Source organism: Microbacterium soli (assembly GCF_039539005.1).
Taxonomy (GTDB): Bacteria; Actinomycetota; Actinomycetes; order Actinomycetales; family Microbacteriaceae; genus Microbacterium; species Microbacterium soli.
The window spans coordinates 1,037,396-1,055,364 of record NZ_BAABCP010000001.1; the positions used below are offsets into that span (position 1 = coordinate 1,037,396).

Annotated in this window: 19 protein-coding genes; 8 read left to right on the plus strand and 11 right to left on the minus strand. The window is 71.3% G+C overall.

What is annotated here, in order from left to right; all coding sequences use genetic code 11:
* Positions 1–10: 10 nt before the first annotated feature.
* The 4 genes from ABD770_RS04760 to ABD770_RS04775 form a co-directional block, all read right to left on the minus strand.
* Positions 11–3,514, minus strand: a complete 3,504-nt coding sequence (locus ABD770_RS04760; protein WP_344818365.1) for an efflux RND transporter permease subunit — start codon at positions 3,512–3,514, stop codon at positions 11–13.
* A gap of 10 nt (positions 3,515–3,524) precedes the next feature.
* Complete coding sequence (locus tag ABD770_RS04765; protein WP_344818366.1) at positions 3,525–4,103, minus strand: TetR/AcrR family transcriptional regulator; 579 nt, start codon at positions 4,101–4,103, stop codon at positions 3,525–3,527.
* A gap of 97 nt (positions 4,104–4,200) precedes the next feature.
* Positions 4,201–4,560, minus strand: coding sequence for a fluoride efflux transporter FluC (locus ABD770_RS04770; protein ID WP_344818367.1), 360 nt, complete (start codon positions 4,558–4,560; stop codon positions 4,201–4,203).
* Entirely contained in the window at positions 4,557–4,937 is a 381-nt protein-coding gene (locus tag ABD770_RS04775) for a fluoride efflux transporter FluC (RefSeq protein ID WP_344818368.1), read from the minus strand. The genes ABD770_RS04770 and ABD770_RS04775 overlap by 4 nt, the downstream gene beginning before the upstream one ends.
* A 141-nt stretch (positions 4,938–5,078) precedes the next feature.
* On the opposite strand from ABD770_RS04775, the gene ABD770_RS04780 reads away from it, so the two are divergent.
* Positions 5,079–5,795: a Pr6Pr family membrane protein gene (locus ABD770_RS04780; RefSeq protein WP_344818369.1), complete on the plus strand. Its 717-nt coding sequence runs from the start codon at positions 5,079–5,081 to the stop codon at positions 5,793–5,795.
* Here the strand turns inward: ABD770_RS04780 and ABD770_RS04785 are convergent.
* On the minus strand, positions 5,719–7,098 hold the full coding sequence (locus tag ABD770_RS04785) for a flavin monoamine oxidase family protein (RefSeq protein ID WP_344818370.1): 1,380 nt from the start codon (positions 7,096–7,098) through the stop codon (positions 5,719–5,721). The genes ABD770_RS04780 and ABD770_RS04785 overlap by 77 nt on opposite strands.
* A gap of 214 nt (positions 7,099–7,312) precedes the next feature.
* Here ABD770_RS04785 and ABD770_RS04790 point away from each other — a divergent pair, with 214 nt between their 5' ends.
* Complete coding sequence (locus ABD770_RS04790) at positions 7,313–8,155, plus strand: DUF4097 family beta strand repeat-containing protein (protein ID WP_344818371.1); 843 nt, start codon at positions 7,313–7,315, stop codon at positions 8,153–8,155.
* Positions 8,152–8,781 carry a PadR family transcriptional regulator gene (locus tag ABD770_RS04795; RefSeq protein ID WP_344818372.1) on the plus strand — a complete coding sequence of 210 codons (630 nt, stop codon included), beginning with the start codon at positions 8,152–8,154 and terminating at the stop codon, positions 8,779–8,781. The genes ABD770_RS04790 and ABD770_RS04795 overlap by 4 nt, the downstream gene beginning before the upstream one ends.
* Before the next feature lie 3 nt (positions 8,782–8,784).
* On the opposite strand, the gene ABD770_RS04800 is transcribed toward ABD770_RS04795, so the two are convergent.
* Positions 8,785–9,327 (minus strand): universal stress protein, encoded by a 543-nt coding sequence (locus ABD770_RS04800; protein ID WP_344818373.1) that lies wholly within the window; start codon positions 9,325–9,327, stop codon positions 8,785–8,787.
* A 154-nt stretch (positions 9,328–9,481) separates the two neighbouring features.
* Between ABD770_RS04800 and ABD770_RS04805 the strand changes: the two genes are divergently transcribed.
* Positions 9,482–9,670: a DUF3073 domain-containing protein gene (locus ABD770_RS04805; protein ID WP_344818374.1), complete on the plus strand. Its 189-nt coding sequence runs from the start codon at positions 9,482–9,484 to the stop codon at positions 9,668–9,670.
* Positions 9,671–9,814: 144 nt separating this feature from the next.
* On the opposite strand, the gene ABD770_RS04810 is transcribed toward ABD770_RS04805, so the two are convergent.
* Genes ABD770_RS04810 through purM form a run of 3 tightly spaced genes read right to left on the minus strand, consistent with a single transcriptional unit; the run spans position 9,815 to position 13,804 of the window.
* The gene (locus ABD770_RS04810; RefSeq protein ID WP_344818376.1) at positions 9,815–11,158 is read right to left on the minus strand and encodes an MFS transporter; all 1,344 of its coding nucleotides are present in this window, start codon (positions 11,156–11,158) and stop codon (positions 9,815–9,817) included.
* 57 nt (positions 11,159–11,215) lie between these two features.
* Positions 11,216–12,679 (minus strand): amidophosphoribosyltransferase, encoded by a 1,464-nt coding sequence (gene purF, locus ABD770_RS04815; RefSeq protein WP_344818377.1) that lies wholly within the window; start codon positions 12,677–12,679, stop codon positions 11,216–11,218.
* Between the two features lie 6 nt (positions 12,680–12,685).
* Complete coding sequence (gene purM / locus ABD770_RS04820; protein ID WP_344818378.1) at positions 12,686–13,804, minus strand: phosphoribosylformylglycinamidine cyclo-ligase; 1,119 nt, start codon at positions 13,802–13,804, stop codon at positions 12,686–12,688.
* A gap of 248 nt (positions 13,805–14,052) precedes the next feature.
* Here purM and ABD770_RS04825 point away from each other — a divergent pair, with 248 nt between their 5' ends.
* Both ABD770_RS04825 and ABD770_RS04830 read left to right on the plus strand, forming a co-directional pair.
* Positions 14,053–14,379, plus strand: a complete 327-nt coding sequence (locus ABD770_RS04825) for a hypothetical protein (RefSeq protein ID WP_344818379.1) — start codon at positions 14,053–14,055, stop codon at positions 14,377–14,379.
* An 86-nt stretch (positions 14,380–14,465) separates the two neighbouring features.
* Complete coding sequence (locus ABD770_RS04830; protein WP_344818380.1) at positions 14,466–15,065, plus strand: zinc-binding alcohol dehydrogenase; 600 nt, start codon at positions 14,466–14,468, stop codon at positions 15,063–15,065.
* A 30-nt stretch (positions 15,066–15,095) separates the two neighbouring features.
* On the opposite strand, the gene ABD770_RS04835 is transcribed toward ABD770_RS04830, so the two are convergent.
* Together ABD770_RS04835 and ABD770_RS04840 are read right to left on the minus strand one after the other, a co-directional pair.
* Positions 15,096–15,410 carry a potassium transporter Trk gene (locus tag ABD770_RS04835; RefSeq protein WP_344818382.1) on the minus strand — a complete coding sequence of 105 codons (315 nt, stop codon included), beginning with the start codon at positions 15,408–15,410 and terminating at the stop codon, positions 15,096–15,098.
* A 90-nt stretch (positions 15,411–15,500) separates the two neighbouring features.
* On the minus strand, positions 15,501–15,857 hold the full coding sequence (locus ABD770_RS04840; RefSeq protein ID WP_344818384.1) for a sterol carrier family protein: 357 nt from the start codon (positions 15,855–15,857) through the stop codon (positions 15,501–15,503).
* Between the two features lie 45 nt (positions 15,858–15,902).
* Here ABD770_RS04840 and ABD770_RS04845 point away from each other — a divergent pair, with 45 nt between their 5' ends.
* Both ABD770_RS04845 and purD read left to right on the plus strand, forming a co-directional pair.
* Positions 15,903–16,601: an NUDIX hydrolase gene (locus ABD770_RS04845; protein WP_344818385.1), complete on the plus strand. Its 699-nt coding sequence runs from the start codon at positions 15,903–15,905 to the stop codon at positions 16,599–16,601.
* Between the two features lie 51 nt (positions 16,602–16,652).
* Positions 16,653–17,930, plus strand: a complete 1,278-nt coding sequence (purD, locus tag ABD770_RS04850) for a phosphoribosylamine--glycine ligase (protein WP_344818386.1) — start codon at positions 16,653–16,655, stop codon at positions 17,928–17,930.
* Positions 17,931–17,969: the final 39 nt, after the last annotated feature.

The following is a 17,969-nucleotide window of genomic DNA, read 5'->3' on the forward strand; positions in this document are numbered from 1 at the left end:
GGACCGCGACTCAGTCCACCTGGTTCGCCGAAGGCAGGCCGCGGGCGCGCAGCTCTCGACGGGTGAGGTAGTGCTCCTGCCGGTCGGAGGCGGCGTTCGCGACGACGGACGCCGCTGCGGCTGCTGCGGAGGCGGCTGCCGCAGCGGCAGCGGATGCCGCGGCGGCCGCAGCCATCATCGAGTCGGTGCCGGCTCGACCGGCCCCATCGGTCTCGATGAGCTGCTCCGTGCGCGGCTCGCCTTCGGCGGGCGACGCGTCGGGGGCGCGGACGGCGAGCGCGCCGGTCACCGGTTCCTGCGCCGGCGCGGCCGCCTCGTGCGGTGCGTCCTCCCCCGCGGGCGCGGCGGAGAACGGCGAAACCGCAGCCGCCGGCACGGCCGCACCTGCATCGCCGGGGTCGGCATGCGGCGCTCCGCCGTGGCCGTCGCCGCCGTCATCCGCCGCTCCCCCACCACCGCGTGCGGAACGTCGGGCGGCGCGGCGCTCCTTCGCGCCCTCCACGAGGTTGTACAGGGTGGGCAGCACGATGAGCGTGAGCACCGTCGACGACACGAGCCCGCCGATCACGACGATCGCCAGCGGCTGCGAGATGAACCCGCCGTGGCCGGTGATGCCCAGCGCCATGGGCGTGAGCGCGAAGATCGTCGCGAGCGCGGTCATGAGGATCGGTCGCAGACGCTTCTCGCCGCCGGCCATCACCGCGTCCGCGGTGGACAGGCCCTTCGCGCGGTACTGGTTGACGAGGTCGACGAGCACGATCGCGTTGGTGACGACGATGCCGATGAGCATCAGCACGCCGATCAGGGAGGCGACGCCCAGCGGCACCCCGGTGATGATCTGCAGCAGGATGGCGCCGGTGGCCGCGAACGGCACCGACACGAGCAGCAGCAGGGGCTGACGCAGCGACTTGAACGTCGCGACCATGACGACGTAGACGATGAGGATGGCCGCCAGCATGGCCAGGCCCAGCTGCGAGAACGCGTCGGCCTGCTGCTCGGCCACACCGCCGAGCTCGGCGGTGGCCCCGTCGGGCAGATCGACGGCGTCCATCGCGCTCGTGACGGATGCCGTCGCGACGGTGAGGTCGTCGGACTCCTGCGGGATGGTGATGGTCGCCGTGCGACGGCCCTGATCGGTGGTGATCGAGGTCGGCCCCTCGCGCTCCTCGACGGTCGCGATGTCCTGCAGCTCGATCGGCCCGAGGGCGCTGAGGATCGGAAGCTCCCGCAGTTCGGCCAGTGTCGTCGGCGGCTCCTCGGCGGCCAGATAGATGGTCAGCGCGCTGCCGTCGATCTCGATCGATCCGAGCTGCTGCGGGCGCATGGCGTTGGAGACCATGGAACCGACCGCGACCTCGGACAGCCCGCGCTCGGCGGCCTTGTCGCGGTCGATGGCGACGGCGATGTACGGCAGGGACGCGGCGAGGTTGTCGGTCACCTGACCGATGCCGTCCCGGCCCTCCAGCTCGTCGCGCAGCGCCTTGGTCGCGGTGACGAGGTCGTCGCCGTTGGGGGCGGACACGGCCACGGTGATGTCGGTCGCGCCGAATCCGCCCGCGGCGCCGGCGACGGTCACCTCGCCGACGTCGTCGAGGTCGTCGACGGCCTTCTGCACGTCCGCACGCAGCGCCTCCTGGTCGGCGTCCTCCGCGGTCAGGATGGAGAAGGTCACCCCGCCGCCACCCGCGAAGGCGTCGCGCAGCGAGGATCCGCTGGAGCCGATGGAGGCCTGCACGTGCTCGATGCCGTCGATGCCGTCCAGCGCGTCCTCGACCTTCAGCGCCGCTTCGGACTTCGTCTCGAGGCTCGCCGTGGGGCCGAGGTCCTGCGTGACCGTCATGGTGTTCTGCCCCGTGTCGCCGAGGAAGTTGATCTTCATGAGCGGCGCGGCGGCGACGGTGCCGGCGAGCACGAGCACGGCCAGCACGACGGTGGTCGCCGAGTGCTTGAGCGTCCAGCCCAGCATGGGGCGGTAGATGCGCTGCAGCGGCGTCGGCGGGGCGGCGGGGTCCTCCGGGTCGATGCGCCGGCCCTGCTCGTCGCGCAGCTCCCTGCCCGGCCGCATGAACCAGTACGCCAGCACGGGCACGATCGTCAGCGCCACCAGGAGCGATGCGGCCATGGCGATCGTGACGGTCATCGCGAAGGGTCGGAACAGCTCGCCGACCATGTCGCCGACGAAGACGATCGGCAGGAACACCGCGACGGTCGTGATGGTGGATGCCGTGATGGCCGCTGCGACCTCTCGCACGGCGAGCCGGATGGCGTCGCCCTTGTCGGCGCCCTGCACGTAGTGCCGTTTGATGTTCTCGATCACGACGATCGAGTCGTCCACCACGCGTCCGATCGCGATGGTCAGCGCGCCGAGGGTGAGCATGTTCAGCGAGTAGCCAAACGCCTGCAGGCCGATGAAGGTGATCAGCACGCTCGTCGGGATGGAGATCGCGGTGACGAGGGTGGAGCGGATCGACAACAGGAAGACGAGGATGACGATCACCGCGAACGCCAGGCCCAGCAGCCCCTCGGTCGCGAGCGTCTCGATCGACTGCTGGATGAACGGCGCCTGGTCGAAGACGACGGTGAACTCGGCATCCGGGAACGTCTTCCGGATCTCGTCGAGTGCGGCCAGCACCCCCTGCGAGACCTCCACGGTGTTGGCGGCGGGCAGCTTCGTGACGGCGAGGGTCAGCGCATCCTCCCCGTCGACGCGCGAGATGGAGGTGACGGGGTCGTCCTCCTCCACGACGGTGGCGACGTCGCCGACGACGGCGTCGGTGCCGACCAGCGGCAGCGCGGCGATCTCGTCGACGGAACCGAGCTTCACCCCGCTCTGCACGGTGAGGGTCTGCCCGTCCTCGGTGATGTCGCCGCCGGGGAACAGTGTCCCGTTCTGCGCCAGCGCGTCGCGGATCTGCTGCGGGTTCGCGCCGTGCGCGGCCAGCTCCGCGGCATCCGGGGTGATGGTCACCCGCTTGCCGACACCGCCGACGACCTCCGCGGCGTTGACGCCGTCGACATCCTCCAGTTCGGGGACGACGACGTTCTGCAGGTCGGCCTGAGCCTCATCGCCCTCGCCGAGACCGGTGACGGCGATCTGGATGACGGGGAAGTCGTCGATCGAGATGCTCAGCACCTGCGGGTCCAGATCCTCGGGCAGCTGGCCGGAGATGCGGTTGATGGCCTGCTGCATCTTCTGCTCGGCGGTGGCGAGGTTGGTGCCGTAGGTGAACATCGCCTGCACGATGGACGCGTTGGTCGTGCTGGTCGCCGTCGTCGACTCCAGTCCCGGCACGCCCTGCACCGCGTTCTCGATGGGCGTGGACACGTCGTTCTCCACCACCTCGGGCGAGGCGCCGGGGTACGGCGTCATGACGATCAGCGCCGGCAGTTCGAGCGAGGGGATGAGCTCCTGCTTGAGATTGGTCAGCGCCAGTCCGCCGAAGACGGCGGCGACGATCGTGACGAGCGCGATCAATGCGCGGTTGCGCAGGCTCAGGACGGAGAGTTTCGACACAGTGCTCGTTTCAGTCGGTCACGGACGAAGGACGGATGCCGTCGCCGAGGATCCCGGCGAGGGCGGAACGGATGAGGGATTCGGAGGGCGGATCCTCGCTGATGCGGGAGTGCCACAGCACCCCGTCGATGAAGATCGCGGCGGCGGTCGCGCGCTCGGCGCCGTAGTCGTCGACGAGGAACTCGGCCATCCGCGCCGACCAGCCCCGCGCGAGCTCGCGCAGCTGCGGGTCGTTGACGGCGGCGGTGACGACGGCCCGGTCGGTCTCCATGGCACGCACGTCGGCGAGGCCGCGCAGGATGAGCTCGGTGAGGACATCGGGTGTGGCGCCGCGCTCGCGCAGCGCTTGACGGATGCCGTCGATGCGCCCGTCCACCTCGACGGCCAGGTGCTGCAGGGCCGCGGCCCGCAGATCGTCGAGGGTGGCGAAGTACTGGGTCGTCGCTCCCAGCGGCACGTCGGCGCGCGCGGCGATCATGCGGTGGGTGAGGGCGCCGACGCCGACTTCGAGGATCAGCTCGGCCGCGGCCACGATGATCGCCCGGCGACGGGTCGCCGGATCGCGCCTGCGCCGCACAGCCTCCGCCATCGCATCCCCTTCCTGTACATTTGTACATTCTCGGGCTAGGAGGCGGCTGAGAATGCGGGCTCGGAGGCGGCGGGGCCCGGCCCCGCCGCGGACGGTCTCAGAGGGCGCCGCCCACCGCCAGCCCGAGGACGGCGGCGGCGATGCCGGCCACGAGCATCCCGCCCGCATACAGCACGGAAGCCCGCCGTTCGCCGTCCCGCCACAGCGCGACCGTGTCGATCATCGCCGTGCTGAAGGTCGTGTACCCGCCCAGGAATCCCGCACCGAGGACGAACGCCGCCCCGGGCAGCAGCCCCACCACGAGCCCGAGCGCCAGCGACCCCGTCACGTTGATGACGAGGATGCCCCAGGGGAAGCGGGTCCCCACCAGCCGCGCGATGCCGACGTCGGCGAGATAGCGCGTCGCGGCACCGAGCCCGCCGCACACGGATGCGAGCAGGAGGACCCACCCGCTCATGAGCGCGCTTCCCTCCGGCCCAGCCGCAGGCCCAGCACGGCGGCGGCGACGCCGCCCGTGAGCGTGAGCACGACGTACCCCGCCGCCAGGAGCGGGGTCGCGCCCCACAGGCCGACGGCGTCGACGGCGAAGGAGCTGTAGGTGGTGAACCCGCCCAGTACCCCGGTGCCGAGCATCACGCGCAGGCCGGACGCGGGCAGCCGCGCGGTGAGCACGCCCAGCGCGAGGGCGCCGAGGATGTTGGCCGTCAGCACGCCCGGTGCGGCGTCCGGGATGAGCGTCCCGAGCAGCAGCCGCATGGCCGTGCCCGCCGTCCCGCCGACTGCCACCAGTGCGGTGCGGCGCAGCACCGTGCGCACGGGCGGGGAAGGGGTCACCTGCGTCACTCTAGTCACGTCCGCGAGCTCCTGCCCTCCCGGCGGCGCGCGCCGTGACGCCGCGGCGGCATTACGTAGACTCGGGGAACGGCTGGCCGCTCAGCCAGAACGAGCGGCCAGGGCCAGGAGGACGACACCCGCGTGCAGACGAGAAGGATCTTCGGATGGCTGCGTCTGCTCGCCGCGGCGGTGTGCGTCGTGTCGCTCGCGCACCGGATGCTGTGGGGCATGGGATCGCAGACCCTGGCCAGCCAGAACTTCTTCGCCTATCTGACCATCCAGTCGAACATCGCCTTCGTGGCGCTGGCCATCGTGGCGGGCGTCACCTGCCTGCGCCGGGCGGAGGACCCGGGTTGGCTGACTTCCGTTCGGGTGCTCGTGCTGAGCTGGACAGTCACCGCCGGGCTGGCGTTCTCGATCATCGTCTGGCAGGCCGGTGTCCGCGGCATCCCCATCACCGTGCCCTGGTCGGATGTGGTGCTGCACTACGTGCTCCCGGCCCTCGCCGTGCTCGCCTGGGCCGTCGGTCCCGGCCGTCGCGTCGCGTCGTGGCGGATCGTGCCGTTCGTGCTGCTGTACCCGGCGCTGTGGGGGATCTTCACGATCTGGCGGGGCCGGATCATCGGCTGGTACCCGTACTACTTCCTGGACCCCCGGCAGGTGTCGGGGCTGCCGGAGATGGCGCTGTCGTGCCTGGCGGCGCTGGCGATCTTCGCCGTGGTGGCCGTCGCGCTGGTCCTGATCAGTCGGATGCCGGTGAGCCTGCCGCCCTGGGGTGTGATCAGCTCTCGTCCGCCGACGCCGGCGCGAAGAGGGCCAGTGAGGCGCGGGCGGCGACCTGCGCGTCGTGGTCGCTGAGCCCGGCGAACTGCTCGGCCTGCGGCCCGCCGACGATGCCGACCAGCACGGGCTCCCCCGTGGCGGGGTGCAGATTGATCCAGGTGCGGATGGCGCCGTCGCCGCCGACGACGTGCCAGACGGCCTCATCGGCCTCCCAGAACGGCTCGTCGAAGCGCATCCACACGGTCTCGATGAAGCCGGATGCCAACGCGGCGATGGCACCGCGGTGCGAGAACGGCAGCGCCGGGGCGAACTCGATGCCCTGCTGCTGGAGCACGCCCAGCGGTGCGGTGACGACGACCCTGTCGAAGGACAGCGCCTCCCCGGTGCCCAGCCGCAGGCTCACGCCGCTGTCGTCGTAGGCCACGCGGACGACGGGTGAGGCGAGGGTGATCTCGAGGTCCTGCAGATGCTCGTCGAAGAACTCCCCGAGGTCCTCCGCCATGCCCGCCAGGCCGTCCTCGGGTGGTGTCGGCGGGTACCAGCTGGACGCCTTCTGCGGGTCGGCCGCCGTCGTGGCCGCCAGCCACGCCAGCGCCGCGGCGAGCGCGGGGTCTGAGGGGTCGGCGCCGTCCTGTTCGAGCGCCTCGGAGAGCGGCACGTCGGCCGGCAGCTCCTTCGCATGCTCGACGGCCTGCGCGATGGCCTCGCCGGAGGGCGCGTCGGTCGCGCCGTCCTGCGACCATCCCGTCGTCGTCTCGAAGGCCAGCTGCTGCTCGCCGAGCGCGGTGAGCCGGCCCTTGAGCGCGGCCAGCTGCTCGGCCGAGATGAGCCAGGCGCCCAGCTGGGCGGGGATCGGCCACTCGTCGGCGGTGCGGCTGAGGATGCGGCCTCCGGAGCGGTCGCGAGCCTCGAAGATCGTCACGTCGTGCCCGGCATCCGCCAGCAGTCGGCCCGCCACGACTCCTGAGGCGCCCGCCCCGATGACGGCGACGCGCTCCTGCCCCGTCGCGGCCATGATGAGCGCGAGTGCCGCGCTGCGGCCGGAGTCCACGGCTCCGAGGACGGTGCCGGGGCGGGTGTCGTCCAGCGCCTCCCCGGCGAAGAACAGCCGGTCGTCGACGGGTTCGGCGAGTGCCGCGCGCTGCTGCGGGTCGGTGCCGGCGGGCAGATAGCTGATGGCACCGAAGGAGTAGGGATCCGTCGACCACGTGCTGCGCAGCCAGGCGGCGGGCGCCGGCACCTTCGGCGGCGCGGCGGGCTCCGGTGCCGGGGTGCTGGGGGTCGGGGTGGGCTCCGGCTCCGGGGTGCAGGCGGCGAGAAGCATCGCGGCGGCGCCCGTCCCGGCGCCGAGCAGCAGTGTGCGGCGAGTGATCCTCATCGTCCAGCCAGACTACCTGTGACCCGCGGTGTCCACCCCCGACGGATGCGCGCCCCGCCTACAGGTTCGCCTCCGCATAGACGCGCAGGCGTCGCGGACGAACTCCGCCCCGGCGGTGCCGTCTCCTGAACCACTTGACATACTCGAGATATATCGTGTTATTCTCACAACACGCGATATATCTCGATATCGCCTCACCAGGAAGAGAACGACCATGACCGAGAAGTGGCTCATCGCCCCCGGCGAGGAACGCGTCATCGACATCGCCTCGGCGTCCCAGCTCAAGATCGGGCTCGTCGGCGGGCAGGTCGACGTCATCGCCCACGACGACCCCGGCATCCGCATCGAGGTGCACGGCGTCACCACCAAGGACCTGCGCATCGAATCCGACGGCACGAGGGTCGAGATCGACCACCCCCAGATCGGGTGGGACAACTTCCTCGAGGTGTTCCGCAACTTCGGCGCCGGCGGACCCCGTGCCGAGATCAGCGTGGCCGTGCCGCGCACCATCGCCCTCGCCCTGGGCGTCGTCAGCGCCGGCGCACTGGTCTCCGGCATCCGCACCGACATCAGACTCAACACCGTCTCCGGCGACATCATCGCCGACGAGGTGCGGGGCGACCTGTCGGTCAACTCCGTCTCCGGGGACGTGCAGCTGCGCGGCCTCGCGGGCGCCGTGACAGCCAACAGCGTCTCCGGCGACGTGGCCGTCACGGGCACGCTGCGCAAGGCGACCATCGACACCGTCTCGGGCGCCATCCTCATCGACGCCGTCGGCGACGCCAACACCGTGAACCTCAACACCGTCTCCGGCGGTGTGACCGTGCGGCTGGATGAGACCCTGCCCGCCAACTACGCACTGCGCAGCATGAGCGGACGGCTCATGGTCGACGGCATCCAGCGCTCCAGCGGGGGTCCCAGCAGCTACACCGGGACGGTGGGCGAGCTGGCCGGCAGCTTCGTCGACGTGCGCGCGAACACCGTCTCGGGCGGCATCACGGTGCTCCGCCGCCCGAGGGTCTCCGTCGCCGACGACGCGGAATGGGAGCAGTCATGACGCCCGCGGTCTTCTCGCACGGCGATCTGCGGCTGTACCTGCTGTCGCTGCTGGGCGAGGCCCCGCAGCACGGCTACGGCATCATCCAGGCGCTCACCGACCGCACCGGCGGCACATACACCCCCAGCGCCGGCACCATCTACCCGAGGCTCGCCAAGCTCGAGGAGGAGGGTCTGGTCACCAAGACCGTCGAGGGCCGCACGACCGTGTACGCCATCACGGACGCCGGTCGTGCCGAGCTCGCGGACAGGGCGGAGGATCTCGTCGGCATCGAGCAGGGGCTGTCCGACTCCATCCGCCTGATCGCCAGCGAGGTGCGGCAGAGCGTGCAGGAGGCCATGCGCAGCCTGCGGGCCGACCTCGCCACCGCCGAGCAGGAGGAGCGCAGATCCGCCAAGGCCCGGGCGCGCAGCGCGGGGATGTCGGATGCCCGGGTCACCAGCCGCGAGAATCTGCAGCGAGCGGATGCCGTGATCAACGCGTTCCGGGCACGGGTGCGCACCGACCTGCGCAGGCATGTCGCACAGGGCGGCGTGCTGGAGGCATCCGTCGTCACCGATCTCGAGCGCGCGCTGGACGACGCCGCGCACGCCGTCGTCCGCGCCCTGGCCGCTCCTGCCCCGTAGGGGCTATTCCGGCCAGACGTCCTTCTGCTCGTCGGGAACCTGCTCGGTCTGCGGCACGACGAGCACGGGCCGGTGCTGTCGGTGGGCGAGCCGAGCGGCGACGGAGCCCGTGAAGAACTCGCGGATCGACTCGCCGATGCCGCGCTTGCGCGTGCCGATGACGATCAGCTGCGCGTCGAGTTTGTCCGCGAGCTGCTTGATCGCCAGCGCGGGGTCGCCGACCAGCTGGCGGGCGGTCCAGACGATGTCCTCCTTGTCGAGGGCCTCCGCCGCAGCGGCCTCCACGTCCTCGAACTCGACGGCGCCCGCGTCGAGGTTCAGATCGATGGGTGCCGAATGGACGTACCCGTCGGGGTCCTCGTAGGTGACGAAGCGCGTCACGTCGACGTGCACGACCACCAGCGGCGCACCGAGCAGCTTCGCATACCGGAGCGCCTCGGCCAGTACGTGCGGCGGCTGACCGGGCTGGATGCCGACGATCACGGCCTTCTGCAGCGACTGGTTCTGGACTGCCTCATCTGCAGCCGAGGGCGTGGAATCCGACATGTCGATCCTTCCGCTCAAGGGCCGCCCACGCGGCCGGATGCTCTGGCGTGCGTGCTATCCTGAATGCTACTCTTACCGGCGCCAGGCCGGTGCCGTGAATAACAGCGGGCGTCGCACAGTCCGTTGCTGAACTCGTAAAAAGGGGGTCTCGCGCATGGGCCGTGGCCGTCAGAAGGCGAAGCACACCAAGATCGCCCGCGAACTCAAGTCGTACAGCCCGAGTGTGGATTTCTCCGCTCTGGAGAGCGAACTCGGGCACGCATCCTCAGGGGACGACCAGTACGTCGACAAGTGGGCGGACCAGTACGAGGACGAGGACGAGGACAAGCTCGAGCGAGCCTGACCGTCTCCTCGCCTGACAACGACCCTGGCGACCGGCATCCGCCGAGTCGACCAGGGTCTCGTCATGTCCGCCCCGTATCCGTCCGCGGCTTCGTGACCGTGCACACCCGTGAGGGCGGCTGAGCCACCCGCGGGCGGAAGGTCGTCACCAGGCCCCGTGCCGGCGCTCCCACTCGTCCTCGACGGTGCGGTGGCGGCCGGCGATCATGCCCGCGGGGATGACGGCGATGAGCACCGTGCTCATCAGCAGCAGCGACCACGTCCACGTCCCGGTGCTCTCATGCAGCATGCCGAACAGCAGCGGGAACACCGCCGCGAGCGTGTAGCCGACACTCTGCACGAAGCTGGAGAGCACGACGGCCGTCTCCGGCGTGCGGGCGCGGATGCTGATGAGCACCAGCGCCAGCGGGAACAGCACGCCGTTCAGCCCGAACAGCACCGTCCACAGCACGAGCAGGCCGGGCGCGGGCACGAGGATCAGACCGAGCAGCCCCAGCGTGCCGCCGAGTGATCCGAGCAGCATCAGCGCGCGCGTGGCGCGCCAGCGCACCACCAGCATCGGGACCAGCAGCGAGGCCGGCAGGCCGATGGCGGCGAACAGCGACAGCAGCAGTCCCGCCGTGGAGTCGTCGACCCCGGCGATGCCCATGAACACCGACGGCAGCCAGGCGAAGGACACGTACGCCATCGTCGACGAGGTCGCGAACGTCACCGCCAAGGCCCAGACCAGGGGGATGCGCGCCAGTCTGCCGAACAGCGACCGCGTCTGCGCGGAGGTGGGGATCGGTCCGGTCAGCTGTTGACGCTCGGCGGCCGGTCGATCGCTCTCCGTCGGCCGCGCGGCGGGCTCGTTCCGCGGCGCGGGGGACGCCGCGGCCGGTGACCGACCCGCGTGCTCCGCCGGATCCGTCGGCGTGGAGCGGCCGCGCAGCAGCATCGTGGTCCATGGGATCGTCCCGGCCAGGGCGAACACGCCCCACAGGGTTATCGAGAAGCGCCAGCCCACGGCATCCGCCACCGGCACCGCGACCAGCGGCGGCACGAACGTCGACAGCGCCATCGCCGACGTGTACAGCGTCATCATCAGACCGATGCGGTCCGGGAAGTGCTTCTTCACGAGCGGCGGCATGAGGATGTTGCCCATCCCCACACCGGCGAACACGAGGGCCGTCGTCAGCAGCAGCCCCACCGAGTCGCCGACGACGCCGCGCAGGAACAGCCCGAGCGTGATGAGTCCGAGGGCCACCGCGGTCAGCCGCTCCAGCCCCAGCCGGCGCTCGAAGATCGGTGTCAGCAGCCCGAACAGCGCGAAGCACACCGGCGGCGCCGACCCGATCAGCCCGACCACGGCGGGCGCGAGCGGGAAGTCCTCCTCGATCATGCTCAGCATCGGCGAGAGGGATGCCACGGCCGAGCGCAGCGAGAACGCGCACAGCAGGATGCCGAGCAGCGCCAGTGCGCGCCCCTGCCACAGCGGTCGGGCGGTCATCTCGACTCATTTCGCTCGATCGGCGCAGACGGCCGTCTCCGGGGTGCGCTCATGCGGTCACGAAGTCTGCGACTTCTCGACCCACTCCAGGTACTCCTCCGTCACCGTACCGGTGACGTAGCGACCGTCGAAGCAGCTCATGTCGAGGTCGGTGAGCGCGGACCCCTCGATGATCGCGTCCTTGAGGTCCTCGACCTCCTGGTACACGATCCTGTCGCAGCCCAGCACCTCGGCGATCTCCGGGATCGTCCGGCCGTGCGCGACGAGCTCGTGCTTGGAGGGCATGTTGATCCCGTACACGTGCGGGTAGCGCACCGGCGGGGCGGCCGACGCGAAGATCACCGAGGCGGCGCCGGCGTCGCGCGCCATCTGGATGATCTGCGTGCTCGTGGTCCCCCGCACGATCGAGTCGTCGATGAGCAGCACGTTCTTGCCCTGGAACTCGGTGGACAGGGCGTTCAGCTTCTGCCGAACGCTGCGCTTGCGCACGGCCTGGCCGGGCATGATGAACGTGCGCCCCACGTACCGGTTCTTGTAGAAGCCCTCGCGGTACTCCTTGCCGAGCTTGCGCGCGACCTCCATCGCCGAGGGGCGGGACGAGTCCGGGATGGGCATGACGACGTCGATCTCGTCGAGCGGGACGTGCCGGGCGATCGTGTCGGCGAGCTTCTCCCCCATGCGCAGTCGCGACTCGTACACCGAGACGCCGTTCATGACCGAGTCGGGCCGGGCGAGGTAGACGTACTCGAAGGCGCAGGGGGTCAGCTGGGTGCGCTCGGCGCACTGCCGGGTGAAGAGCTCGCCGTCATTGGTGACGAACACGGCCTCGCCGGGCTCGACCTCGCGCACGACCTCGTAGTCGGCGTTCTCCAGCACGAGCGATTCGCTCGTGACCACCCATTCGTCGCGCGCGTCGTCGGCGGATCGCCGGCGGCCGAGGATGAGCGGACGGATGCCGAAGGGATCGCGGAACGCCAGCAGGCCGTACCCCGCGATGATGGAGACCACCGCGTAGGCGCCCTCGATGCGCCGGTGCGTGCGGGCGACGGCCTCGAAGATGCGCTCCGGGTCGAGGTCGACGGACGAGGTGGTGGCCTGCAGCTCGTTGGCGAGCACGTTCAGCAGCAGCTCGGTGTCGCTGGAGGAGTTCAGATGGCGGCGGTCGCGGTTGGCCATCTCGGCGGTGAGCTCGCGGGTGTTGGTGAGGTTGCCGTTGTGGATGAGGACGATGCCGTAGGGCGCGTTCACGTAGAACGGCTGCATCTCCTCCTCGTTCGACGCGGTGCCCTTGGTGGCATAGCGCACATGCCCCAGACCGATGTTGCCGAGCAGAGAGCGCATGTCACGGGTGCGGAACGCCTCGCGCACCATGCCCTCGGCCTTGGCCATGTGCATGACGCCGTTCGGCTCCGCCGTGGCGATGCCGGTGGCGTCCTGGCCGCGATGCTGCAGGAGCAGGAGCGCGTCGTAGATGTCCTGATTGACGGGGCCGCTGCCGACCATTCCGACGATGCCGCACATGGGGTGTTACTTCGTTCCGTTCGCGTAGGCGCCGACCAGGCGCACGGCTCCACCATCGACGCCCTTGGCGCCCTCTTCGAAATCTCCCGCCGGTCGCGCATCCGCGCTCACCGTCGCCGCCTGCCAGGCGTGGATGCCCTGCCGACGGATCGCCGCGATCGCGGCATCCTTCTGGTCGTCGGCGACGACCGCGAGGAACCCGATGCCGAGGTTCCACGTGCCCTCGGTGTCGGTGATGGGCGTGCCGGCGATGTCGGCGAGCACCTGGAAGACGGGGCTCGGCGTCCACGTCGACCGGTCGATCTCCGCCCAGCTGCCCTGCGGCAGCACCCGGGCGAGGTTGGCGGCGATGCCGCCGCCCGTGACATGGCTGAGGGCGTGGACGGCACCCGCGGGCAGCGCATCGATGAGCTCCAGCAGCGGGGTCGTGTACAGCCGGGTCGGTTCGAGCAGCGCCTCGCCCCAGGTGGTGCCCAGGTCCGCAGCGCGGTCCCCGTAGCCGATGCCCGCGTTCGCGACGATGTGCCGCACGAGCGAGTAGCCGTTGGAGTGCAGTCCGCTGGATGCCAGCGCGATCACGGCGTCCCCGTCCTGCACGCGGTCGGCGCCGAGCACGGCATCCGCCTCGACGACGCCGGTGGCCGCGCCCGCGACGTCGTAGTCGCGGGGTCCGAGCAGTCCAGGGTGCTCGGCGGTCTCCCCGCCGACGAGCGCGGTGCCCGTGGCGGAGCAGGCCTCGGCGATGCCGCGGACGATGTCGGCGATGCGCTCGGGAACGACCTTGCCGCAGGCGATGTAGTCGGTCATGAACAGCGGCTTCGCGCCCACGACGACGATGTCGTCGACGACCATGCCCACCAGGTCCTGTCCGATCGTGTCGTGCTTGTCGATGGCCTGGGCGATCGCGACCTTCGTACCCACGCCGTCGGTGCTGGATGCCAGCAGCGGACGGCGGTAGCCGAGCAGGGCGCCGGCATCGAACATGCCGGCGAATCCACCGACTCCGCCGAGCACCTCGGGCCCGTGGGTGGCGCGCACCGAGGCCTTCATGAGTTCGACGGCGAGGTCGCCGGCTGCGGTGTCGACGCCGGCCTGAGCATACGGGTTGGTGGGGGTGGCTGCCACCTGTACAGCCTATCGGGCCGCACGCGTCGCCCAGGTCGTCGTTTCCCGCCGAGCGATGCGGCGCGCGGTTCCACACGGAGCTGCTGAGTCCTGGTCTGATAGAATGATGGCTGCGCTCACGCCTGCCGATCTCACCGGCGCAGCGCATACCTGACCAGGGCCAGCAGAGCGGGACCCGCACCGATGCGGATCCGCCGCCCGGTCATCGCGGAGGCGGCAGCGTGCCGCCCGCACACGAGTCGAGAATCATGAGCAGGACCCACGCACTCGCGCGCCCCGGCGCGCCCTTCCACGACCGTCCGGACGACGGCCGCCCCGAGACCCCGCAGACGGGAGCCCCCGAACTGGCCTGGCGTCAGGCCGACGAAGACGTCTTCGTCGCCACCGCCGGCGGCGAGTTCGCCGGTTTCGTCACGGTCGAGAGCAACACGCACGTCGCGCACGACCGCCACAGCCGCCGCATCGGCAGCTACCCGACCCTCGCCGCGGCCCGGCAGGCGCTGGCGGATGCCACCCGTCCGCCGTCCCGTCGGCTGCAGCGCCTGCACCGGCGCATCATCGCCCGCCGCCGCTGAGCCCGCGCCTTCGCGGCGGGCTCGCCGAAGACACGGAGCAGCGGCGATTCGCCCCATGGCACGGGCGACTTCCATACGATGGGGCCATGGTCGACAAGCCGCAGTGGCTGATCCGCGAGGACGCCGGCACCTCGGTGCTGGTGGCGCTCTCGCTGCGCCAGCTGCTGGGCATCCGCGCCCCGGAGGACCTGCCGTCGCTGCGCGGTCTGGAGGCACGCGGACCGGAGACCGACGACGCGACCGAAGCGCTGGAGGCGCAGTGGCGCGAGTACTGGGACATGACCGTCGAGCCGCGGGCGCACCGCTCCGAGGTGCCGCTGGACCTCGTGGACGGCTTCGACACGCTCGTCGCCCTGCCCACCACGGGGTCGGAGGATCTGCGCGAGGCGATCATCCCGCACGCGCCGACGGCGCTCCGCTACGCGCAGGACGCGCACAATCGGTACGTCGACTCCATGAACGCGACGGGCGGCGCGTACCGCGCGTACGCGAGCGCCATCGCGGAGTTCGAGCGCGACATCGGCCGACGCGCGCACTCCTTCGAGCTGAACGTGCAGGTGCTGCCGTTCACTCAACGCGGCATCTGGTGGATCGGCGCACTGAGCGTGGCCGTCACCGACGGGCTGCGTCGCGATGTCGTGGCGTTCGACGCCGCCATGCGCCCGGTCATCGCCGAACTGGCCTGACCGTCGCGACGGCGGTTGCCGCCCGGCGGGTCACCCCTCGTCGGTGACGTGCTCGTGCTCCACGCGCACGACGCGGGCGTGCCTGCGCGCGACGCGCTCGAGGATCAGCGCGACCAGTCCGCCCAGGGCGATGCCGATCGGCACGGTCCACAGCAGGACGAACCCGAACACCTGCCCGTCGGGGTAGACCACATCGAGCACCGGCGACTTGTCGTGACTGCCGACGACGGTGAGGATGGCCGCGCCGACGATGCCGAGCACCGCGCCGAGCCCCAGGAACACGCCGAAGCGCGGAACCGGGCGCACGGTCGCCTCGGTCGTCTGATGCCGGGTGCGAGAGGACATGCCTCCATTGTCCCATGGCCCGTACGCGGGCGGTGCATCGGCGCCGTCCGTCCGGAAAGTGGCGGAGGATACCGATGACGCGGACGGTTGTCAGGGGCGCAGCGGCAGCAGCGCGGAGAGGTCGGCGCGGGTCCCGGATGCCGACACCCGGCCGTCCGTCACGGCATCCGTCCAGGACTCGGCGCCCGTGGCCAGCGCGATCCACGTCGCCGCGTCCATCTCCACGACGTTCGGCGGGGTGCCGCGGGTGTGCCGCGGGCCCTGCACCACCTGCACCGCGCCGAACGGCGGCACCCTCACCTCGACGCTGTTGCCCGGTGCGCGCTCGTCGAGCAGCTGGAGCAGGTAGCGCACGGCCGTGGCCAGTGCGGGACGCGGCGCACCGCCTGCGGCCACCGTGGCGAGCGCGGCACGGCCGTCGGCGGTCCGGATCCTCGGGGTGGGCATGCACACAGGCTACGTCCTGCGCATTCGGGCTTAGGCTCGGATGCGATGAGGCAGGCACACGTGAACCCGAACGTCGACACCGCTCTGCGCGGGGCGCGCGCGCAGCTGCTGGGGGCCGCGGCGCACGCGGAGGACTGGATCCCCCGGCTGCCGAAGGCGGCCGACACCGTGCGCCCCGCATCCGTGCTCATCCTGTTCGGTCGGCTGGACGACGTGCCCGCCCGCTCCGACGAGCAGACCGTCGCCGCCGATCTCGACGTGCTGCTGCAGCGGCGCGCGGCCGATCTGCAGTCGCATCCCGGCCAGGTGTCGTTCCCCGGCGGGGCGCGCGAGGACGGGGACGCCGATGTCGTCGCGACCGCGCTGCGCGAGGCGCAGGAGGAGACCGGGCTGGATCCGGACGGCGTCGAGGTGCTGGCGGCGCTGCCGCAGCTCCCACTGGTGGTGAGCAGGTTCCTCGTCACCCCGGTGCTGGGCTGGTGGCGGGAGCCGTCGCAGGTCGCCGCCGTCGACCACGCCGAGACCGTCGAGGTGTTCCGGATGCCGGTGGCGAATCTGCTGGATCCGGCGAATCGGTACACCTCGGTGCTCGCGCACGAGGGCGGCACGTTCCGCGGTCCGGCGTTCGAGGTCGACGGAACAGTGGTGTGGGGCTTCACCGCCGGCATCCTCAACGCCCTGTTCGATGCGACGGGATGGGCCCTGCCCTGGGACCCGTCGGTCGAGCGACCCGTCACCGTCTGAGCTCGCGACCGGCCCGACGGGGCGGCGCCCGCCGCCGGTAGGCTGTCGGGCATGAAGATGCTGATCCTCGGCTCCGGTGCGCGCGAGCACGCGATCATCCTTTCCCTGCGCTCCGAGGAGGTCGAGCACGAGATCTTCGCCGCGCCCGGCAACGCCGGCATCGCGCAGGACGCCACCCTCGTCGACGTGGACATGCTCGACGGCGCGGCTGTCGCGGCGTTCGCGAACGAGCACGGCATCGACCTCGTCGTCATCGGCCCGGAGGCCCCGCTCGTCGCCGGTGTCGCCGACTCGCTGCGCGAGCGCGGGATCCCGGTGTTCGGGCCCGGCAGGGTCGCCGCCCAGCTGGAGGGCTCGAAGGCGTTCGCCAAGCGGATCATGGATGCCGCGGGCGTGCCGACGGGGAAGGCCGTGCGCGCGGCGACGATCGCCGAGGTCGAGGCCGCCTTCGACGAGCTCGGCTCGCCGCACGTCGTCAAGGCGGACGGCCTCGCCTCGGGCAAGGGCGTCATCGTCACGACCGACCGTGCCGAGGCTCTCGCGCACGCCGAGCGCTACCTGCCCGCCGGTCCCGTGCTCGTCGAGGAGTTCCTCACCGGCCCGGAGGTCTCGCTGTTCTTCCTCAGCGACGGCGACACCGTGCGCCCGCTGGCCCCCGCGCAGGACTTCAAGCGCGCGCTGGACGGTGACGGCGGCCCGAACACCGGCGGCATGGGCGCCTACTCGCCGCTGCCGTGGCTGGCCGACGACTTCGGCAGCGTGCAGGCGTTCGTCGACGAGGTGACCGAGACGATCGCCCTGCCCGTGATCCGCCGGCTCGACGCCGAGGGCACGCCGTTCATCGGTCTGCTCTACGCCGGGCTGATCCTCACCCCCGCCGGGGTGCGCGTGATCGAGTTCAACGCCCGGTTCGGCGATCCGGAGACGCAGGTCGTCCTGCCGCGGCTGCGCACCCCGCTGTCGCGGCTGCTGCTGTCGGCGGCATCCGGGCATCTCGAGGACGAACCGGCGCCGGAGTTCTCCGACGACGTCGCGATCACCGTCGTGCTCGCCAGCGAGGGCTACCCCGAGGCGCCCCAGACGGGTCGCATGATCGAGGGCCTCGCCGATGCGGCATCCGTCGACGGGGTGCAGCTCGTGCACGCCGCCACCGGCGCTCCGGATGCCCCCGGCGGCGCGCTCATCGCCACGGGCGGGCGGGTGCTGAACGTCGTCGCGACGGGTGCCGACTTCACGGATGCCAGGACCCGCGCCTACGAGGCGATCGGCCGCATCTCGCTGGAGGGTGCGCACTACCGGCACGATATCGCGGCGCGCGTCGCGCAGTAGCCGCCGGGTGATCGGCATCCGCCCGCGCACGGCGGATGC